At 59.4% G+C, this 20966-nt stretch carries 13 protein-coding genes; 5 read left to right on the top strand and 8 right to left on the bottom strand.

The genetic code is table 11. The features are described 5' to 3' along the window. The 3 genes from lpdA to V3390_RS07455 all read left to right on the top strand — a co-directional run bounded on the left by lpdA (nt 1) and on the right by V3390_RS07455 (nt 3141). Nucleotides 1-1443 (top strand): dihydrolipoyl dehydrogenase, encoded by a 1443-nt coding sequence (gene lpdA, locus V3390_RS07465; protein ID WP_331703980.1) that lies wholly within the window; start codon nt 1-3, stop codon nt 1441-1443. 81 nt (nt 1444-1524) lie between these two features. Then, the gene (locus V3390_RS07460; RefSeq protein WP_331688963.1) at nt 1525-2121 is read left to right on the top strand and encodes an LOG family protein; all 597 of its coding nucleotides are present in this window, start codon (nt 1525-1527) and stop codon (nt 2119-2121) included. A gap of 21 nt (nt 2122-2142) precedes the next feature. Beyond that, nucleotides 2143-3141, top strand: coding sequence for a YhdH/YhfP family quinone oxidoreductase (locus V3390_RS07455; RefSeq protein ID WP_331703979.1), 999 nt, complete (start codon nt 2143-2145; stop codon nt 3139-3141). On the opposite strand, the gene V3390_RS07450 is transcribed toward V3390_RS07455, so the two are convergent. Together V3390_RS07450 and acnB are read right to left on the bottom strand one after the other, a co-directional pair. Beyond that, nucleotides 3116-3964 carry an aldo/keto reductase gene (locus V3390_RS07450; protein ID WP_331703978.1) on the bottom strand — a complete coding sequence of 283 codons (849 nt, stop codon included), beginning with the start codon at nt 3962-3964 and terminating at the stop codon, nt 3116-3118. The two genes, V3390_RS07455 and V3390_RS07450, sit on opposite strands and share 26 nt — an antisense overlap. 220 nt (nt 3965-4184) lie before the next feature. Continuing rightward, nucleotides 4185-6773 carry a bifunctional aconitate hydratase 2/2-methylisocitrate dehydratase gene (gene acnB / locus V3390_RS07445; protein WP_331688693.1) on the bottom strand — a complete coding sequence of 863 codons (2589 nt, stop codon included), beginning with the start codon at nt 6771-6773 and terminating at the stop codon, nt 4185-4187. Nucleotides 6774-6932: 159 nt separating this feature from the next. Between acnB and acnA the strand changes: the two genes are divergently transcribed. Together acnA and V3390_RS07435 are read left to right on the top strand one after the other, a co-directional pair. Next, nucleotides 6933-9686, top strand: a complete 2754-nt coding sequence (acnA, locus tag V3390_RS07440; protein WP_331703977.1) for an aconitate hydratase AcnA — start codon at nt 6933-6935, stop codon at nt 9684-9686. 133 nt (nt 9687-9819) lie between these two features. Beyond that, nucleotides 9820-11502 (top strand): AMP-binding protein, encoded by a 1683-nt coding sequence (locus V3390_RS07435; protein ID WP_331703976.1) that lies wholly within the window; start codon nt 9820-9822, stop codon nt 11500-11502. Between the two features lie 90 nt (nt 11503-11592). Here the strand turns inward: V3390_RS07435 and lysS are convergent, their stop codons facing one another. From lysS to V3390_RS07405, 6 genes are all read right to left on the bottom strand, one after another. Continuing rightward, a complete protein-coding gene (gene lysS, locus V3390_RS07430) occupies nt 11593-13125 on the bottom strand; it encodes a lysine--tRNA ligase (RefSeq protein ID WP_331688690.1) in 1533 nt (510 codons plus the stop codon). Beyond that, nucleotides 13122-14250 (bottom strand): peptide chain release factor 2 gene (prfB, locus tag V3390_RS07425; protein WP_331703975.1). Its coding sequence is split into 2 segments (ribosomal slippage): nt 13122-14174 and nt 14176-14250, totalling 1128 coding nucleotides; the frame shifts between segments, so codons are not numbered across the junction. Before prfB ends, lysS begins: the two co-directional genes overlap by 4 nt. A gap of 69 nt (nt 14251-14319) precedes the next feature. After that, entirely contained in the window at nt 14320-15237 is a 918-nt protein-coding gene (locus V3390_RS07420) for a hypothetical protein (RefSeq protein ID WP_331703974.1), read from the bottom strand. Between the two features lies 1 nt (nt 15238). Next, the gene (gene greA, locus V3390_RS07415) at nt 15239-15718 is read right to left on the bottom strand and encodes a transcription elongation factor GreA (protein WP_331688687.1); all 480 of its coding nucleotides are present in this window, start codon (nt 15716-15718) and stop codon (nt 15239-15241) included. A 59-nt stretch (nt 15719-15777) separates the two neighbouring features. Further along, entirely contained in the window at nt 15778-19029 is a 3252-nt protein-coding gene (carB, locus tag V3390_RS07410; RefSeq protein ID WP_331703973.1) for a carbamoyl-phosphate synthase large subunit, read from the bottom strand. 23 nt (nt 19030-19052) lie between these two features. Next, nucleotides 19053-20963 (bottom strand): S9 family peptidase, encoded by a 1911-nt coding sequence (locus V3390_RS07405; RefSeq protein ID WP_331703972.1) that lies wholly within the window; start codon nt 20961-20963, stop codon nt 19053-19055. Nucleotides 20964-20966 lie beyond the last annotated feature (3 nt).

Here is a 20966-nt window from a genome sequence, read left to right as displayed (position 1 = left end):
ATGGTAGAACAACAGCAATTTGACGTCGTCGTCATCGGGGCCGGCCCTGCCGGTTATCACGCCGCTATTCGCGCGGCGCAACTGGGTCTCAAGGTCGCATGTATTGATGCGGCTCTGGGCAAGGACGGTCAACCGGCACTCGGCGGCACCTGCTTGCGCGTCGGCTGCATTCCGTCCAAGGCTCTGCTCGATTCGAGCCGACAGTTCTGGAATATGGGTCACCTGTTCGGCGAACACGGCATCGCCTTCAACGATGCCAAGATCGACGTTCCGACCATGATCGGTCGCAAGGACAAGATCGTTAAGCAGTTCACCGGCGGTATCGCCATGCTGTTTAAGGCCAACAAAATCACGCCGTTCTACGGCTTCGGCACTTTGCATGCCGGCAATGTGGTTAAGGTCAAGCAGCATGACGGTTCCGAAGTCGAACTCAAAGGCACCAATGTCGTTATTGCTGCAGGTTCCGATTCCATTGAACTGCCGTTTGCCAAGTTCGATGGCGACACCATCGTGGATAACGTCGGCGCCCTGAATTTCGAATCCACGCCTGAACGACTGGGCGTCATCGGCGCCGGCGTCATCGGTCTGGAGTTGGGTTCGGTCTGGAATCGACTGGGTTCCAAGGTTACGGTGCTCGAAGCCGCCCCGAGTTTCCTGGCCGCAGCCGATGCCGAAGTCGCCAAGACCGCTGCTCGCGAATTCAAGAAGCAAGGTCTGGAGATCCTGGTCGGTGCCAAGGCCTCCAAGGTCGAAATCAGCGGCAAGGGCAACAAGAAGGAAGTCACCATCAGCTACACCGATGCCAAGGGCGAACAGACCCTGGTGGTCGATAAGCTGCTGGTTGCCGTGGGCCGTCGTGCCGCGACCAAGGGCCTGCTGGCCGAAGACTGCGCCGTCAAGGTCAATGACCGCGGCCAGATCGAGGTCGATGAGCACAACCACACCGGCGTTGATGGCGTCTGGGCCGTTGGTGACTGCGTACGCGGTCCGATGCTGGCCCACAAGGGCTTTGAGGAAGGCATCGCCGTTGCCGAACTGATCGCCGGTCTGCCGGGTCATGTTAACCTCGACACCATTCCGTGGGTGATTTACACCGAACCGGAAATTGCATGGGTCGGTAAGACCGAAGAGCAACTCAAGGCCGAAGGCATCCCGTACAAGGTCGGTAGCTTCCCGTTCGCCGCCGTTGGCCGCGCTGTCGCAATGGCCGAACCCGCCGGTTTCGCCAAGGTGATTGCTCATGCCGAAACCGATCGCGTCCTGGGTCTGCACCTGGTCGGCGCCATGGTGTCGGAACTCGTGCACGAAGGCGTGCTGACCATGGAATTCAGCGGCTCTGCCGATGACCTGGCCCGCATCTGCCATGCGCACCCGTCCATGTCCGAAGCGATTCACGACGCGGCCATGGCCGTCGCCAAGCGTGCGATTCACAAAGCTAACTAAGCGCGTTGTTCAACGCTGAGTTCAACATGGGCCTTTCCGGCAACGGACGGGCCCATTGTTTTTGAGAGAGCAGAAATCATGATCCAGAGCATCTGCGTGTACTGCGGCAGCAATTCCGGCCGCGATCCGCGTTATACAAAGGCAGCTACCGAACTTGGCACCGTGCTGGGCCAACAGGCGCGTCAGCTGGTCTACGGCGGCGGCAATGTTGGCCTGATGGGTACGGTCGCCGACGCGGCCTTAATGGCCGGTAGCGAAGTCATCGGTGTCATCCCGGAATCGCTGATGCAATGGGAAGTTGCGCACAACGGACTCACCCGCCTCGAAGTCGTGGAGACCATGCACGCCCGCAAAATGCGCATGTTCGACATCGCCGACGGCTTCATTGCCATGCCCGGCGGTTTTGGCACCCTCGACGAAATGTTCGAGATGCTGACCTGGCGCCAGATCGGCATCGCCGACAAACCATGCGCCTTCTGGAACGTCAACAATTACTGGGCGCCGCTGCGGGACATGCTGGATCACATGGTGGCCGAGGGCTTCCTGCATCCCGAACAGCGTAACGATCTGTATTTCGGCGACTCCCTGCCCGAGTTGCTGCAATGGATGGATGCCTATCAGCCCATTCGGGTGGACAAATGGCTCGATGGCAAACGCCGCGACGCCAACCTGCGCTAAAACGTTTCGGAGCCTCATGCCATGACGACATTCAATGCCTTCCGCATTCACAGCGACGAACAGGGCTACCGCGCCGGTCTCGAGCCGATGACAATTGACCAGCTCAGCCCCGGCGAGGTGGTGATTCGCGTTGCCTATTCGTCGGTGAACTACAAGGATGCGCTCGCCGGTACCGGTCGCGGCAAGATCCTACGTCAGTTTCCTTTAAACGGCGGTATTGATGTGGCGGGTTATGTGGTTGCATCAAGCGATCCGCAGTTCCGCGAAGGCGATGCCGTCCTGTGCACCGGTAGCGGTCTCAGTGAAACGCGCGACGGCGGTTACGCGCAGTTTGCTCGTCTGCAGTCGGAATGGACGATCCGTTTGCCCGAGGGCATGACTCTGCGCGAGGCGATGATTCTCGGCACCGCCGGTTTTACGGCAGCGCTGGCATTGTTTCGCATGATCGAAAACCGTCAATCCCCGACGATGGGGCCGCTGGCCGTGACCGGCGCTACCGGCGGCGTGGGATCCATGGCTTGTGCCATCTTCAGTCAGGCCGGATTCGATGTATGCGCAATTAGCGGCAAGCCCGAACAGGCCGATTATCTGCGCTCGCTGGGTGCGACCGAGATCGTCGGACGTGAGGCACTGAACACCCAACGCCCGATGGAATCCGCACGCTTTGGCGGTGGCTTGGATAATGTCGGTGGCCCGATGCTGGCAAGCCTGATCGCCCAGACCGCACATTACGGCAATGTCGCCTCGGCCGGCCTTGCGGCTACTGCCGATCTGCCCATCACCGTGATGCCGTTTATCATCCGCGGTGTGAGTCTGCTGGGTGTCGCCTCGGCCGGAACCGCCAGAGACATTCGCGATGCGATCTGGGAGCGTCTGGCGGGCCCTTGGAAGCCTAGGCAACTCGACGCCATGTGCACGCAGGAGGTCACTCTAGAAACCCTGCCCTCCGTGTTTGAACGCATGCTGGCCGGAGGCTCCTTGGGCCGTACGCTGGTCAGGATCGACGAATCGCTGCCATAAGTTCGGGCGACAGCTGTTTGCCTGAGGCGTAGGCAATCTCACGGACGTGTGCGACATCGGCGCTGCCGAACACCGCGCTGCTGATCGCTGCATTCTCCAGCACGTAAGCGAAGGCCGCCTGGGCGGGCGTCATCTCACTCTGCGCGGATAGGATCTCGCGAACGGGCCCTGCGGCCTCGGACAGGCGACGTGCTGACGGCTTCAGCGACGCACGCGCCAGATACCAGAGATCCTTTTGACTGCGCACGCGGCGTGGCGGCAACACATGGCCTTGCGCCAGCACGGTGCCGGCGATGACGCCGAGTCCGGCCTGATGCATCCGCGCGATGATGGCTTCGCGATGGCGTGCAGCAGGACTGTAGTCAATCAGCGCGACATCAAACACATCGCGATGCGCACACAGCCACTGCATGTCCGCCTCGGTATGCGTGTTCACGCCGATGGCACGAATACGGCCGTTAGCCCGCAGGTTCTGCAGACCGCGCAACAGTTCATCGTTGGCATCGGCCTGCGTGAATCCATGCAGGAAGTACAGATCCAGATAGCCGCATTGCAGGTTTGCAATCGACTGCTCGATGCCCGCTTGAATATTGGCCAGTGAGAAATCTTTACGCTCGCGAGTCCAGAGATTGCTGAGTGCGCCGGCCGGCGTTAGCGTGCCGCCCTTGGATGAGAGGATCCACTGATCCCGCGGTACTTGGCGAAAAATCGGTTGCAGCAAGCGGCCTAAGCGCGGCTCCGCATGAAAGCCGCTGTAATTGCGGCCGGTATCAATAAAGCGAATGCCCGCGTCGGCAACGGCGTGCAGCACCTTGCCGGCCATGAGTTCCGGAAAACGGGAGTCCCCCCAGAACCCGGAAGCCCCGAAACCAATCTCAGTAAGTGAGATACCACTGTTACCCAGCGGTCTGCGCCGCATTGTCACAAGCGGGAAACGGTCGACACGGCAGCCCAATCATCAGAACGTGCTGCAAAGAAAAGGGCCATCAAGGCATTGGGTATGCGCTTCATGGCCCTATCCTATCGCGAATTAGCGAGTCGGGTTATGCAACCTTGCTCACGGCATCACGGTACTCCGGGATCTGATCGAAGTTCATGTAACGGTAGATCTCAGCACCTTGCTGATTCACTACTTCGATTTCAGCCATGTACTCTTCGCGGGTCGGGATGCGGCCCAGACGCGAGCAGATGGCAGCCAGTTCGGCCGAGCCCAGATACACGTTGGTGTTGCGGCCCAGACGGTTCGGGAAGTTACGGGTCGAGGTCGAGAACACCGTAGCGCCTTCGCGAGCCTGTGCCTGGTTGCCCATGCACAAGGAGCAACCCGGCATTTCCATACGGGCACCGGCGGTACCAAAGGTGGCGTAAACGCCTTCGTCGGTCAGTTCGGATGCGTCCATCTTGGTCGGCGGAGCGACCCACAGACGGGTCGGGATATCACGCTCGCCGTTGAGCAGCTTGGCAGCAGCGCGGAAGTGACCGATGTTGGTCATGCACGAGCCGATGAACACTTCGTCGATCTTGCTGCCGGCGACATCGGACAGCGTCTTGACGTCATCGGGATCGTTCGGGCAAGCCACGATCGGCTCGACGATTTCGTTGAGATCAATTTCGATCACGGCAGCGTATTCGGCATCGGCATCGCCTTCCATGAGTTGCGGATTGGCAACCCAGGCTTCCATGGCGTCGATACGACGTTGCAGCGAACGCGGATCGGAATAGCCCTCGGCAATCATCCAGCGCAGCAGCGCGATGTTGCTGTTGAGGTATTCAATGATCGGTTCCTTGTCGAGCTTGACTGTACAACCGGCAGCCGAACGTTCGGCCGAGGCATCGGTCAGTTCGAAGGCTTGTTCGATCTTGAGTTGCGGCAGGCCTTCGATCTCGAGGATGCGGCCCGAGAAGATGTTCTTTTTACCTTGCTTGGCAACCGTCAGCAGGTCCTGCTTGATGGCATACAGCGGGATGGCATTGACCAGGTCACGCAGGGTGACGCCCGGTTGCATCTCGCCCTTGAAGCGAACCAGCACGGATTCCGGCATGTCCAGCGGCATGACACCGGTGGCTGCGGCGAATGCGACCAGACCCGAACCGGCCGGGAACGAAATACCAATGGGGAAACGGGTGTGCGAGTCACCGCCGGTACCGACCGTGTCGGGCAGCAGCATGCGGTTCAACCAGCTGTGGATGATGCCATCGCCCGGACGCAGCGAAATACCGCCGCGGTTGGAGATGAAGTCCGGCAGCGTGTGATGCGTGATCACGTCAACGGGCTTGGGATAAGCAGCAGTGTGGCAGAACGACTGCATCACCAGATCGGCGCTGAAGCCGAGGCAAGCCAGATCCTTCAGTTCGTCGCGGGTCATCGGACCGGTGGTGTCTTGCGAGCCGACCGAGGTCATGCGCGGTTCGCAGTAGGTGCCCGGACGGACGCCCTTGCCTTCAGGTAGACCGCAGGCCTTGCCGACCATCTTTTGAGCCAGCGTGTAGCCCTTGCCCGAATCGGCCGGGTTGTGCGGCAGACGGAACAGATCCGAAGCCGGCAGGCCCAGAGCTTCGCGGGCCTTGGCCGTCAGACCGCGACCGATGATCAGCGGAATACGGCCACCGGCGCGCACTTCGTCCAGCAGGACTTCGGACTTGAGTTCGAACTTGGCGATTTCCTTGCCGTCTTTGAGGGCGACGCCATCGTAAGGACGCAACTCAATGACATCACCCATGTTCATGTCGGAGACATCGAGTTCGATCGGCAGGGCGCCGGCGTCTTCCATGGTGTTGTAAAAGATAGGGGCGATCTTGCTACCCAGACAGACACCGCCGAAGCGCTTGTTCGGAATGAACGGAATGTCATCACCGGTCCACCACAGCACTGAGTTGGTAGCCGACTTGCGCGAGGAACCGGTACCGACCACGTCGCCCACGTAGGCAACCATGTGGCCCTTGTCCTTCAGATCCTGCAGAGCTTGGATGGGACCGCGGACGCCATCCTGTTCCGGCACGAACGGAGCGTTTTCACGCTTGTTCTTGAGCATGGCCAGCGCGTGCAACGGAATGTCAGGACGCGTGGTGGCATCGGGGGCCGGCGACAGGTCGTCGGTATTGGTTTCGCCGGGGACTTTGAAGACCGTAACGGTCAGCGCGTGCGGCACTTCGGGACGTGAGGTGAACCACTCGGCATCGGCCCAGGATTGCAGCACGGCCTTGGCATTGGCATTGCCCGACTTGGCCAGCTCCTGCACATCGTGGAATGCATCGAACACCAGCAAGGTGTGCTTGAGTGCATCGGCGGCGACGGTGCCGACTTCGGCATCGGGCAGCAGCTCAATCAGCGGAGCGACGTTGTAACCGCCGAGCATGGTGCCCAGCAGTTCGGTCGCACGCGTACGCGAGATCAGCGGATTGGTTTCAGTGCCCTTGGCAATAGCGGCCAAATACGAGGCCTTGACGAAGGCGGCGTCATCGACACCGGCAGGCACACGATTAGTCAGCAAATCCAGCAGGTATTCGCCCTCACCGGCCGGCGGATTCTTGATCAGGCCGACCAGTTCGCTCGTTTGCTGAGCGGTCAGGGGCAGCGGCGGAACACCCATTGCGGCGCGATCCGCAACGTGTTGACGGTAAGCTTGAAGCATGTCGTTTCCTTTCTCTGACGGAGGCGGCGACAGGCGCCGCTTAACCCATCTATTTTGCCAGATTCGGCAATTTCTCGCCAGTGCCGACTCACTCTTACCGCCCAGTAAACACGGCTCGCGCTATCATGCGTAAAGCCCCCGATTCTGACGGAGATTTCCATGCGCGATACCTTCAATACTCTGCGCGAACTGCGCGTAGCTAGCATCACCTCCGGGTACTATTCGTTGCCCGCACTGGGGGAACAGTTCGACATTTCGCGACTGCCCTATTCCATGAAGATTCTGCTCGAGAATCTGCTACGTCACGAAGACGACGGCATGACCGTCAGCGCCGATCATATCCGCGCGGTGGCGCAATGGAATCCGACGGCTGCATCCGAGCAGGAAATTGCCTTCATGCCTGCGCGAGTGGTGCTGCAGGACTTCACCGGTGTGCCGTGCGTTGTCGATCTGGCGGCAATGCGCGATGCGGTTGTTGAACTCGGCGGCAATGCGGCGCAAATCAACCCGCTGATTCCGTCCGAACTGGTAATCGACCACTCGGTTCAAGTCGATGTGTATGGTCGCGGCGATGCCAAAGACCTCAATGCCACCATCGAGTTCGAGCGCAATGCCGAGCGCTATGCGTTCCTCAAGTGGGGACAGACTGCCTTGAATGACTTCAAGGTGGTGCCGCCCGAGACCGGCATCGTGCACCAGGTCAATCTTGAGTATCTGGCCCGCGTCATCATGCGCCGTGAGGTCAACGGCACCACGCTGGCCTTCCCGGATACCGTGTTCGGCACCGATTCGCACACCACGATGATTAACGGCATTGGCGTGCTGGGCTGGGGCGTCGGCGGTATTGAGGCCGAGGCCGCCATGCTCGGACAGCCCTCCTCCATGCTGATCCCGCAAGTGGTTGGCTTTGAACTGCGCGGTCAATTGCGCGAAGGCACGACCGCCACCGACCTGGTACTGACGGTCACGCAGATGTTGCGCGCCCACGGCGTGGTCGGCAAATTCGTTGAGTTCTTCGGTGACGGTCTGCAGCATCTGCCCTTGGCTGATCGCGCCACCATTGCCAATATGGCTCCGGAATACGGCGCCACCTGCGGCATCTTCCCGATCGATGCCGAAGCCATCGCCTATCTGAAAACCTCGGGCCGCGATTCCGAACACATCGAATTTGTCGAAGCGTACGCACGCGCGCAAGGTCTGTGGCATGAACCGGGGATGCAGGCTGCGCAATACTCAGCCACCTTGTCGCTTGATATGAGCACGGTCGAGCCATCGTTGGCAGGGCCAAAGCGTCCGCAGGACCGTGTTGCGCTATCGGCGATGCAGCAGAATTTCCTTGATAACGTCGGCGCCCATACCGCCGTCCGTAAGGACAAGAGCTGCGACTCCGAAACACTGCTCGACGAAGGCGGTGCCCAACCGCAAAGTAATCATCTCGCCAAGCCACCGCGCAGTCGCCTGACCATCAACGGCGTTGAGACCGACATTGGCGATGGCGCTGTGGTCATTGCAGCCATTACCTCCTGCACCAACACCTCGAACCCTGCAGTGATGCTGGCGGCGGGCCTGGTCGCACGCAATGCTCATCGCCTGGGCATCAAGGCCAAACCGTGGGTCAAGACCTCATTGGCCCCCGGCTCCAAAGTCGTCACGGACTATCTGACCAAAGCCGGCCTGCTGACCGAGCTTGAGGCACTGGGCTTCTACCTGGTCGGCTATGGCTGCACCACCTGTATCGGCAACTCCGGTCCCTTGCCCGATGCAGTGTCACGCGCCATTGCCGAGAACGATCTGGCCGTCGCCGGTGTGCTCTCGGGTAACCGCAATTTCGAAGGCCGCATCCACCCTGAGGTCAAGCTCAATTATCTGGCCTCGCCGCCGCTGGTTGTGGCTTATGCCATTGCCGGCACGATTGATATTGATTTGACCAAGGATGCGATTGCCACCGATGCCGACGGTCAACCGGTCTATCTGCGTGATCTGTGGCCAACGTCGGCGGAGATCGATGCACTCATCCGCGATACCATCAACTCCGGCATGTTCCGCGGCAACTATGCCGATGTGTTCAAGGGAGACGCGCGCTGGAATGACATCGCCTCGCCCACTAGCGAACGCTTTGCCTGGGATGCCAATTCCACCTATATCAAGAACCCGCCGTATTTTGCGGGCATGCGCATGGAAACCGATCCGGTGCAGGATATTCAGGGCGCACGAATCCTTGGTCTGTTCGGCGATAGCATCACCACCGACCACATTTCGCCGGCCGGTAATATCAAAGCCGATTCACCGGCAGGCCGCTACCTGCAGGAGCGTGGCGTGGCGCCGACCGACTTCAACTCGTACGGCTCACGACGCGGCAACGATGAGGTCATGGTGCGCGGCACCTTTGCCAACATCCGCTTGCGCAATCGCATGATGGGCGGCGCAGAAGGTGGCAACACCCTGTTCTACGGCGACGATAACAAAGGCACTGCGATGGCCATCTTTGATGCGGCCACCCGGTATCGCGAGACCGGTACGCCGCTAGTGGTCATTGCCGGCAAGGAATACGGTACGGGCTCATCACGCGACTGGGCTGCTAAGGGAACGAATCTGCTAGGCGTCAAAGCAGTACTCGCCGAGTCGTTTGAGCGCATCCACCGTTCCAACCTGGTGGGCATGGGCGTGTTGCCGCTGCAGTTTGCCGATGGCGCCACAGCCGACACGTATCAGCTTGATGGCAGCGAACGCATCGACATCATTGGCCTGGGTGATGGCACTGCCAACCGGGTCACGGTGACCGCGACGCGGGCTTCAGGTGAGACCGTGCAGTTTCCGGCGCAGGTACTGCTGCTGACACCAAAGGAAGTCGAGTACTTCCGTCATGGCGGCATTCTGCAATATGTCCTGCGGCAACTCGCATCACGCGCGTAAATGTTGCGTTGCAACGCTGTACAAGCCCGTATGTTAACTGTTGATAAATGCGGACGGGTACCGTAATCTCACTGCAATACGTGTCGAATTCGGCCGAAAATCCACTTTCTCCTGCAAGGAACAGCCCCGCATTATGACGGACTCTAAACCTTGGCTTTCCAGTTATCCGGAAGGCGTCCCCGCTGAAATTGATCTCAATGAGTTCAGCAGCGTCAACGATGTATTCGATGAGGCGGTACGCAACTACGCAGACCGTCCGGCCTTCCACAACATGGGTACAACGCTTACCTATACGGAACTGGATCAGCGGGTAGCGCAGTTTGCTGCGTTTCTGGAGTGCAAGCTCGGGTTGAAGAAAGGCGATCGCATCGTGCTGATGATGCCGAACTGTCTGCAGTATCCGATTGCGCTGTTCGGTGCCTTGCGTGCCGGTCTGGTAGTGGTCAATACCAACCCGCTATATACGCCGCGCGAACTCAAGCATCAGCTGCAGGACTCGGGTGCTAAAGCCGTTGTAGTGCTGGACAACTTTGGTGCCACGGTAGAGACGGTGCTGAAAGAACTCAAGGTACCGCACATCATCACGTCGGGTCTTGGTGATCAGCTCAGCGGCCTGAAGCGACCCATCGTCAACTTCGTCGTCAAACGCATCAAGAAGATGGTGCCGGCCTACTCGATCCCGGGTGCGATTCGTTTTAACGATGCACTGGCGGCCGGAAAAGCACAGAACTGTTCGCGCCCGAAGGTTGAACACGGTGACACTGCTTTCCTGCAGTACACCGGCGGCACTACCGGTGTGGCCAAAGGTGCTGTGCTGACCCATCGCAACATGATCGCCAATATGCAACAGGCGTCGGCCTGGGTCGGACGGAATGTCGAAATGGGCAAGGAAATCATCATCACCGCCTTGCCGCTGTATCACATCTTTGCACTGACGGCGAACAGCCTGGTATTTATGAAGTTCGGCGGTCTGAACTGGATGATCACCAATCCGCGCGATATGCCGGGCTTTATTAAAGAACTGAAGAAATCCAACTTCACCGCAATCACCGGCGTGAACACACTGTTCAACGGACTGCTGAATACGGCCGGTTTCAGCGAGCTCGATTTCTCACGACTGCATATCAGCCTGGGCGGGGGCATGGCCGTGCAGCGCGCCGTAGCAGAACGCTGGAAGAAGACCACGGGCTGCACGCTAGTCGAAGCCTACGGTCTGACCGAAACCTCGCCGGCTGCAGTGATCAATCCGGTCACGCTGGCCGAATACAACGGCGCTATTGGCTTGCCCATTCCTTCGACCGACGCCCGCATCATCGATGAGGAAGGCAATGAGGTTCCTACCGGCAACCCGGGTGAGCTCTGCATTAAGGGCCCTCAGGTCATGAAGGAATACTGGCAACGTCCGGAAGAAACTGCAAAGGTACTGTCGGCCGACGGCTGGCTGCGTACGGGAGATATTGCCCGCATGGACGAAGCAGGCTACTTCTATATCGTTGACCGTAAAAAGGACATGATTCTGGTCTCCGGTTTCAATGTATACCCGAATGAAATCGAAGGCGTGATGGTCGCGATGCCCGGCATTCTCGAAGCGGCTGCAATCGGCGTGCCAGATGAGCATTCCGGCGAGGCGGTCAAGCTCTTTGTGGTCCGTAAGGATCCTTCGATAACCGAGGCACAAGTCAAGGAATACGCGCACGGCAGTCTGACGGGCTACAAGCGTCCACGTCATGTCGAGTTCGTGACCGAACTGCCCAAGACCAACGTCGGCAAGATTCTGCACCGTGAGCTGCGTGAGCGCGAACTGGCTAAGCAGTAACCCGCGCGCTCGCAAGCCTGTCTGGCCTGTAAAAAAACCGCCCGATTCCATCGGGCGGTTTTTCTTTGGTCTTGCGGTCGAGATCCGGTCTTAACCGGCTTGCGGACGCATGTACGGGAACAGCAGTACATCGCGAATGGATGCAGAGCCGGTCAGCAGCATCACAAAGCGATCAATACCGATACCCAGGCCACCCGTCGGCGGCAAACCGACCTCGAGTGCACGAATATAATCGGCATCGAAGTGCATCGCCTCATCATCACCGGCATCCTTGGCATCGACTTGGGCCATGAAACGCGCGGCCTGATCTTCGGGATCGTTGAGCTCGGAGAAACCGTTAGCCATTTCCTTGCCGCCGATAAACAGTTCGAAGCGATCGGTGACTTCCGGATCGTGATCGCGAGCGCGAGCCAACGGCGACACTTCGACCGGGTGTTCCGTAATGAAGGTCGGCTGGATCAGCGTTTCCTCGACTGTGGCTTCGAAGATCTCCAGCAGCAGCTTGCCCCAACCGTAGCCCGGCTTGACCTTGATGCCCAGGCGAGCGCAGTGAGCGCGCATCGCCTCGGCGTTGCGGATGTCATCGGCATGGATCTCGGGGTTGAGCTCGAGCACGGCGTCGATCATGGACCAACGGCGGAACTTGGGACCCAAGTCAATGCTGCGACCCTCCCACTCCACTTGCGTATCGCCGAACACCGACTGCGCCACATCGCGCATCAGGTTTTCGGTGAGGTCCATGATCTCGTTGTACGTGGCATAGGCCTCGTACAGTTCCATCATGGTGAACTCGGGGTTGTGGCGAGTCGAGACGCCCTCGTTACGGAAGTTGCGATTGATCTCGTAGACGCGCTCCATACCGCCCACGACGAGGCGCTTCAGGTACAGTTCCGGCGCGACGCGCAGGTACAGATCGAGATCCAGCGCATTGTGGTGGGTGGTAAAGGGCTTGGCCGTCGCGCCACCGGGGATGTAATGCATCATCGGCGTCTCGACCTCGAGGAAGCGTCGGGTATCAAGCCATTCGCGCATCGCCCGGATGATCTGCGAACGTTTGATAAAGACATCGCGCGCTTCGGGCGTGACGATCAGATCGACATAACGCTGACGGTAGCGCTGTTCCACGTCGCTCAGGCCATGGAACTTATCCGGCAAGGGACGCAGCGACTTGGTCAGCAGACGCAGGCTGTCGACCTTGACTGACAGTTCGCCGGTCTTGGTGCGGGTCAGTACGCCCTCGGCTGCGACAATATCCCCGACGTCCCAGGTTTTGAATGCCGTGTAGGCATCGCCCAGTGCATTGGCTTGCAGGAACAGCTGGATCGGGCCGCTCTCATCGCGAATCTGTGCAAAGCTGGCTTTGCCCATTACGCGCTTGAGTAACATACGGCCGGCCAGTTGCACACGATGTGCCTGCTGCTCCAGAGCCTCTGCGGACCATTGTTCGACGTCCGCATACTGCGCCTGCAGATCGCCGGCGTAATCCTCACGACGGAAATCATTGGGGAAGGCCACGCCCTGCTCGCGCAGCTCGCCCAACTTGCGACGGCGCTCGGCGATCAGCTGGTTCTCATCGGCAGCGGCTGCCGGGCGGTTGTCATTGGTTTCAGAGTTACTGGTCATAGCTGGTCCGGGCGCTTGGAGCCGACATCGAGGCCCATTTTCAGGCTGGCTTCGACAAATTCATCGAGATCGCCATCGAGAACCTTTTGCGTATCCGTGCGTTCGATGCCGGTACGCAGATCCTTGATGCGCGATTGGTCTAAAACATAGTTACGGATCTGCGAGCCCCAGCCGATATCGGACTTGGTGGCCTCGAGCGCGTCTTTTTCTGCGCTGCGCTTGAGCAGTTCCATTTCGTACAACTTGGCCGCCAGCATTTTCATGGCGCGATCGCGGTTAGCGTGCTGCGAACGTTCGGTCTGACAGGCCACCACGATGCCACTGGGGATGTGCGTGATCCGCACTGCCGATTCGGTTTTATTAACGTGCTGACCGCCAGCACCCGAAGCGCGATAAACGTCCGTCTTAAGGTCGGCCGGGTTGATGTCAATCTCGATTTTGTCGTCGATCTCGGGTGAGACAAACAGCGAAGTAAACGAGGTATGGCGACGGTTGTCGCTATCGAACGGCGACTTGCGGACCAGACGATGCACACCGGTCTCTGTCTTTAGCCAACCGTAGGCGTACTCGCCTTCGACACGGAGCGTTGCGGACTTGATGCCGGCCACGTCACCGCCCGAGGCTTCCATCAGCTCGACCTTCCAGCCGCGCGATTCGCCCCAGCGCAGATACATGCGCAGCAGAATTTCGGCCCAATCCTGTGCCTCGGTACCGCCGGCGCCGGCCTGGATATCAACGAAGGCATTGGCGGAGTCCATTTCGCCGCTGAACATGCGGCGGAACTCGAGCTGCTCGATGTGCTTGGTGAATCGATCGAGATCATCAACGACGGCCAGTGCGGTGTCCTCGTCGGATTCCATTTCGGCCAGTTCAAGCAACTCGTCCGCGCCGTTCAAACCGTCTCTCAGTTCGTTCAGGCCGCTGACGACCCGATCGAGCGAGGCACGCTCACGACCCAGCGACTGGGCCCGTTCGGCGTCATTCCAGACATCGGGGCTCTCCAGTTCGCGATTGACTTCTTCTAGACGTTCGACTTTGCTGTCGAAGTCAAAGGTACCCCCTCAGCGATTCCGTCCGCTCACGCAGATCGGCAATTCGCTGACGGACAGGATTCAACTCGATCATGTCACGCAATACAAAAAATAGAATCAAGTAGTTTAACAGATGCGCCTATAAACCCCGCGCAAAATGCAGTTAGCGCCAGACTTTAAAGCGGTCGAACCGGCCAAGGCGTATGGACTGCTCGGCACTCACCAAGCGCAGACGACCGGACCCTGCCTCGAGCAGTGGCACCAACCAATCGCGTTCAAGGCTGGCCGCCCGTCGAAGATCCCGTAGATCCACCAAACCCGGCTGCACACCACCGGCTACCAGCTCCGCAGCGGTCGGACGCTCGCCCGCTTGCCCGCCGGCCCAGGTCCACACCGCCCGCCAGTCGGCATCGGGTGACATCAACGGCAAGGGCTCGTGCAATACCGCATTCAACGAGGTCTGCTGCTGTTCCCAGGGCCAAAGTAAATTCACCGCAGGAAGGCCATTCCGGCGCCGACGTTGATTGACCGGATGCTCATGCAACTGCATTTGCCAGTCCGTCAGATACAGTCGCCAGCGACGCGAATCCTGGCTGCGACCGTCACCGGGCAGATACTCGAGCAGATCCTCGCCGAGAATTTCGGCCGTCGGAATCATCTCGACACTTGCGGGCGCTTCGGACCCTGCCAACAGATAGGCGCGCTCGGGTTGCGACCAATGCAGCTCAAAGCCCGCATCACGCACCAGGTCCTGCAGCGCTGCACGCAAACCCAAATGCTCGTCAGCTGACAGACGCATCATCTCGCCGAAGGCGAGCAAGCGAATCCCGTTGATGTCCACCGTGGCGCTCGACGGATCCAGTCGCAGCCAGCGATCGCCGGGCTGAGCGTGAATCCCCTCGTCACGCAGCAGACCGCCCGCAATGACAGGCCAGTTGGCTTCGGGCAGCGGGTGCGGGTGATCTGCGGTTCGCAGCCAGCCGTAGAACGGACGGCGTTGACCGCGACGCTGCCGCTGCTGCATGCGTGGTGAGAACTCGCCGTGCATGACATCAGTGGGTGGCAGCAGCACGGTCCACATATCAGTCGCCGTAGCTAACCTGTGTGATCTCGAATTCGCGCGTACCGCCCGGCACGGTGATGGTGACGGCATCGCCCTCGTTCTTGCCGATCAGCGCACGCGCTACCGGCGAAGACACGGCGATCAGTCCGTTCTTGATGTCGGCCTCGAGATCGCCAACGATCTGGTACTTGGTCGTTTCGTCAGAGTCCATATCAATGAGCTCAACATGGGCGCCAAAAACAACCCGGCTACCGGCATTCAAAGTGGCGGTATCAATGATTTGCGCGTGCGACAGATCGCCTTCGAGCTGCTTGATGCGCCCCTCGACAAAGCCCTGCTGTTCGCGGGCGGCATGATACTCGGCGTTTTCCTTGAGATCGCCGTGCTCACGTGCCTCTGCAATCGCGGCGATGATCGCCGGACGCTGGACGGACTTCAGTTCTTCGAGTTCGGCGCGCAAACGTTGCGCGCCCTTGGCAGTAATTGGCACTTGTGCCATGGCAAATCATCTCCCGGGCGCCAAACGCACCCTGTGTTATCAGTATTGAAAAATTAGGGTTACGCCGGCGTATGCAGCTGCTTGTGCAGTTCCTGCAGTGAATACACGGAACCGGTTCCGCGGAACTCCATCGCATCAACAAAAGCGCGCGCACCGTTCACGGTCGTGGAATAGGTCACACGGTGCTGCAGCGCCTCACGACGGATCGAGAACGAATCGTTGATGGCCATGCGGCCCTCGGTCGTATTGATGATGTACACGATCTCTTCGTTCTTGATCAGATCCACGATGTGCGGACGGCCTTCGGTCACTTTGTTGACGTGCTCGCAGGGCAGACCGGCTTTGACCAGAACCTCGCGAGTGCCTTCGGTTGCGACCAGATCGTAGCCCTTTTCGGCCAACTTGGCGGCAATCGGCAACACGCGCTGCTTGTCCGGGTCGCGAACCGAGATGAACACCTTACCGGTCGCAGGAATGGCACGGATTCCGGCGGCTTCCTGCGCGCGTGCAATCGCCGCGGGGAAGGAATCACCCACGCCCATGACCTCACCGGTCGAACGCATTTCCGGGCCCAGAATCGGATCCACGTTCTGGAATTTGGCAAACGGGAAGATCGCCTCCTTCACCGAGTAATACGGCGGTACGACTTCGCGCTTGGTACCCTGCTCGGCCAGAGTCATACCGGCCATGCAGCGTGCGGCAATCTTGGCCAGCGACAGACCGGTGGCCTTGGACACATACGGCACGGTGCGCGACGCGCGCGGATTGACTTCGATCAGATAGACCGTGTCCTTGCCTTGCTCATCAAAGGTCACGGCGAACTGAGTGTTCATCAGACCGACAACGTTGAGCGCCTTGGCCAATGCCACGACTTGCTCACGCAACTTGGCCTGCACTTCAGGAGACAGCGAATACGGCGGCAGCGAACACGACGAGTCGCCCGAGTGCACACCCGCTTCTTCGATATGTTCCATCACGCCGCCGATCAGCACATTGCCATCCTTGTCGGCAATGACGTCTACGTCGACCTCGACGGCATTGTCCAGGAAGCGATCAAGCAGCACCGGTGAATCGTTGGAGACTTGCACAGCATCGCGGATGTAACGCGTCAGATCGGCATCGGAATGCACGATTTCCATCGCACGGCCACCGAGCACGTACGAAGGACGTACGACCAGCGGATAGCCAATCTGCGAAGCGAGGTTCAGTGCGTCTTCGGGGTTGCGAGCGGTGCGGTTCAGCGGTTGTGCCAGACCCAGCTCATTGACCAACTGCTGGAAGCGTTCGCGGTCTTCGGCCAGATCGATACTGTCCGGCGAGGTGCCGATCACCGGCACGCCATTGGCCTCAAGTGCCTTGGCCAACTTGAGCGGCGTTTGACCGCCGTACTGCACGATCACGCCGTAGGGCTTTTCGAGATGGGCAATTTCGAGCACGTCTTCGAGCGTCAGCGGCTCAAAGTACAGACGATCCGAGGTGTCGTAGTCGGTGGACACGGTCTCGGGATTGCAGTTGACCATGATGGTTTCAAAGCCGTCTTCGCGCAGCGCCAAGGCCGCATGCACACAGCAGTAGTCGAACTCAATGCCCTGGCCGATGCGGTTCGGTCCGCCGCCGAGCACCATGATTTTGCGGCGATCGGTCGGCGCGGACTCGCATTCGTCCTCATAGGTCGAATACATGTATGCCGTCGCGGTCGCAAATTCGGCGGCGCAGGAGTCGACACGCTTGTACACAGGACGCACGTTGAGCGCGTGACGCAAAGTACGCACTGCGGTCTCATCGGAACGGGTCAGCTGCGCGATGCGTGCATCGGAGAAGCCCATGCGCTTGAGCTGACGCATGCGGCGGGAGTCCATGTTGGCCAGTCCTTGAGATTCGAGATCGCGCTCAACCTCGATGATGCCTTCGATCTGATCCAGGAACCACGGATCGACCGAGCTGTGACGATGAACCGTTTCCATGTCCATGCCGGAGCGGAATGCATCGGCGATGTAGAAGATCCGTTCGGGACCCGGTGCCTTCAGTTCGTACTTCAGTTCGTCGAGATCTTCATCGCTCTCAATATCCAAACCGGTGGGGTCGAGTCCGACCTTGCCGATTTCAAGGCCGCGCAGCGCCTTTTGCAGCGATTCCTGGAAGGTGCGACCCATGGCCATCACCTCGCCTACCGACTTCATTTGCGTGGTCAGACGCGCATCGGCCTGCGGGAATTTCTCGAACGCAAAGCGCGGAATCTTGGTGACGACGTAGTCGATGGACGGCTCGAACGAGGCCGGCGTGGCACCACCGGTGATCTCATTGCGCAGCTCATCGAGCGTGTAACCCACTGCGAGCTTGGCAGCGATCTTGGCGATCGGGAAACCGGTGGCCTTCGATGCCAGTGCCGACGAACGCGAGACCCGCGGATTCATTTCGATCACGACGACGCGACCGTTGCGCGGATTGATACCGAACTGGACGTTGGAGCCGCCGGTATCCACACCGATCTTGCGCAGCACGGCGATCGAAGCATCGCGCAGGCGCTGATATTCCTTGTCGGTCAGGGTTTGCGCCGGGGCAACAGTGATCGAGTCGCCGGTATGCACGCCCATGGCGTCAAAGTTTTCAATGGAGCAGACGATGATGCAGTTATCCGCTGTGTCGCGAACCACTTCCATCTCGAATTCCTTCCAGCCAAGAACGGACTCTTCGACCAGAATCTCCGAAACCGGAGACAGTTCGAGACCGCGGTTGGCAATCTCTTCGAATTCTTCCTTGTTGTAAGCGATACCGCCACCGGTGCCGCCTAAGGTAAACGAAGGGCGAATGATGGTCGGATAGCCGACCTTGGCCTGGATGACGACGGCCTCTTCGTAGGTGCGTGCAACTTCGGCCTTGGGACAGTCAAGACCAATGTCCTGCATGGCAACGCGGAACAGTTCACGATCTTCGGCCATGCGAATGGCGTCGCGCGAGGCGCCGATCAGTTCGACCGAGTACTTTTCGAGAACGCCGTTATCGGCCAGGTCCAGTGCGCAGTTCAGCGCGGTCTGTCCGCCCATGGTCGGCAGCAACGCATCGGGGCGCTCCTTGGCAATGATTTTTTCGACCGTCTGCCAGTTGATCGGCTCGATATAGACGGCGTCGGCCATCTCCGGGTCGGTCATGATGGTCGCGGGATTGCTGTTGACCAGCACCACACGATAGCCCTCGTCGCGCAGCGCCTTACAGGCTTGGGCACCCGAATAGTCAAATTCGCAGGCCTGTCCGATCACAATCGGACCGGCGCCGATGATCAGGATGGTCTTTAGGTCAGTACGCTTTGGCATCTCGATTCCGAATAATGTGCTGATTACGGGTTGCTGGCGGTTGCGCCCAAATGCTTGCGCAAAAAGGCCGCCATCTTGGTGTACAGATTAATTTGAGCATCGTAGGCATAGAAGCCGTGGCCTTCCTTGCGTTCCACGATGGTCACCTCGGCCGGCTTGCCGGCCTTTTCGAGTTCCTTTTTCAGGAACTCGTATTGCGATACAGGTACGCGCTTGTCCTCGAAACCGTGGACCAGCATGACTGGCACCTTGATGCGATCAATGTTGTAGCCCGCCGACTGTGCGTTGCGTGAGGCGCGGTCTTCGGGGAACACACGACGCTGATACGCACGCCCGGCCTTGCGATCTGCGACATCGCTGTCCTGCAGCCACAGATCCATGTTGTAGACACCAACATAGCCGATGGCACATTTGTACATGTCGGGCTCACGCACTACCGACTGCAACGCCGCGTATCCGCCGTACGAGGCACCGTAGGAGCAGACACGCTTGGGATCGGCAAAGCCTTGAGCGACAGCCCAACGCACGCCGTCGGTCATGTCATCGATCATTTTCAGGCCCCATTGACGGTAGCCCTTGCGTTCGAAGGCATTGCCGTAGCCGCCCGAACCGCGGAAGTTCGGCTGCAGAACCGCATAGCCGAGATTGGCCAGGTACTGGACCTCGGGATCAAAGCCCCAGTTGTCACGCGGACCGTGCGGGCCGCCGTGCGGATGCATGATCAGCGGCAGATTGCGATGCTCCACACCGCGCGGCATGGTCAGATAGCCGTGAATGATTTCACCGTCACGGGCCTTGTACGAGATCGGCGTGGACTCGGCCATGGTTTCCGGGCGAATCCACTCCATCGAGCTCAGCAGGAAGGTGGCCTTGCCGGTGTCGCGGTCGAACAGATAGTACGAACCCGGATCGGTATCGCTGTAGGTGGTGAACAACACGCGACGGCCATCGCGGCTAATGCCACCGAACGACACGGCCTTGTCCGGAAAGCTGTTGATCAGGCTGGCGTAGGTCTTGGATTCCGGATGGTTCTTGTTGATGAACTTGTATTCCGGCAGCCCGTCGCTGTAGTGCGCCATCAGGATTTCCTTGCGGTCTGCACTACGGACAAACCCGTCGGGGTCAACCGTTTGCGACGGGATCAGCACTTCATCCTTACCGTCGGCCATGTTGCGCAGCACGACCCGATCGGGCTCGCCCTTATCGCTGATCAGAAAGTACGCATGCTGGCCATCGGCCGTTAGGCGGACCGGCGTAGCGGCGCCTTCGCCCATTTCGGACGATGCAATTTCTTTCCAGGTGCCGTTCTCGCGCTTGAGCGTATAGGTACGCGTGCCATCTTTGTTGCCGACGGCAAAGCGGACATTCTGCGAGCCATCTACCAGAAAGCGCCCCGGACGCAACGGAGCCGTAGCGACCGGCACGACATTGCCCGTGTAAACGTTCAACTTGGACAGGAACGCATCGGGGGCGGAACGTTCGACCAGAATGGTCTTGGGATCATCGGGCGTGGTGTCCACGATGTTGTAATAAATGCCATTGCCGATTTCGATGCGCTGACTGCCGTCGACATTGGCGGCAAAGGCCACGCCGCCCTGACCTTCGAGATCGTAGCGGCCTTCCTTGTAGCTCACGTACATGATGAAGCGATCGTCGCCAACCCACACCACGCGATCGACGTGGCTGCGATCACCGAACTCCCAGCCCGCCATTTTCTTCATGTCCGCAACACGGAATGAAGCCAGCACGGTGCGGTTGTTGACCGGCGTTGCGACCGTGATGTACTCACCCGTCGGCGACATCGAGACGCCCGTGAATTCCGGATCCTTAAAGAAATCGCCAATCGGGATGCGCGGCGCGGCAATCGCCGTTACCAGCGGCAACAAAAGGCCCAGCAGCACAGCAGCCAGCGATTTGACGGAGATCCGGATCATAGG

The organism is Aquilutibacter rugosus (assembly GCF_036541335.1).
Lineage (GTDB): Bacteria > Pseudomonadota > Gammaproteobacteria > Xanthomonadales > Xanthomonadaceae > Aquilutibacter > Aquilutibacter rugosus.
Note: the sequence above shows the minus strand (reverse complement) of the source record. Positions and strands in the feature narration are given on the sequence as shown.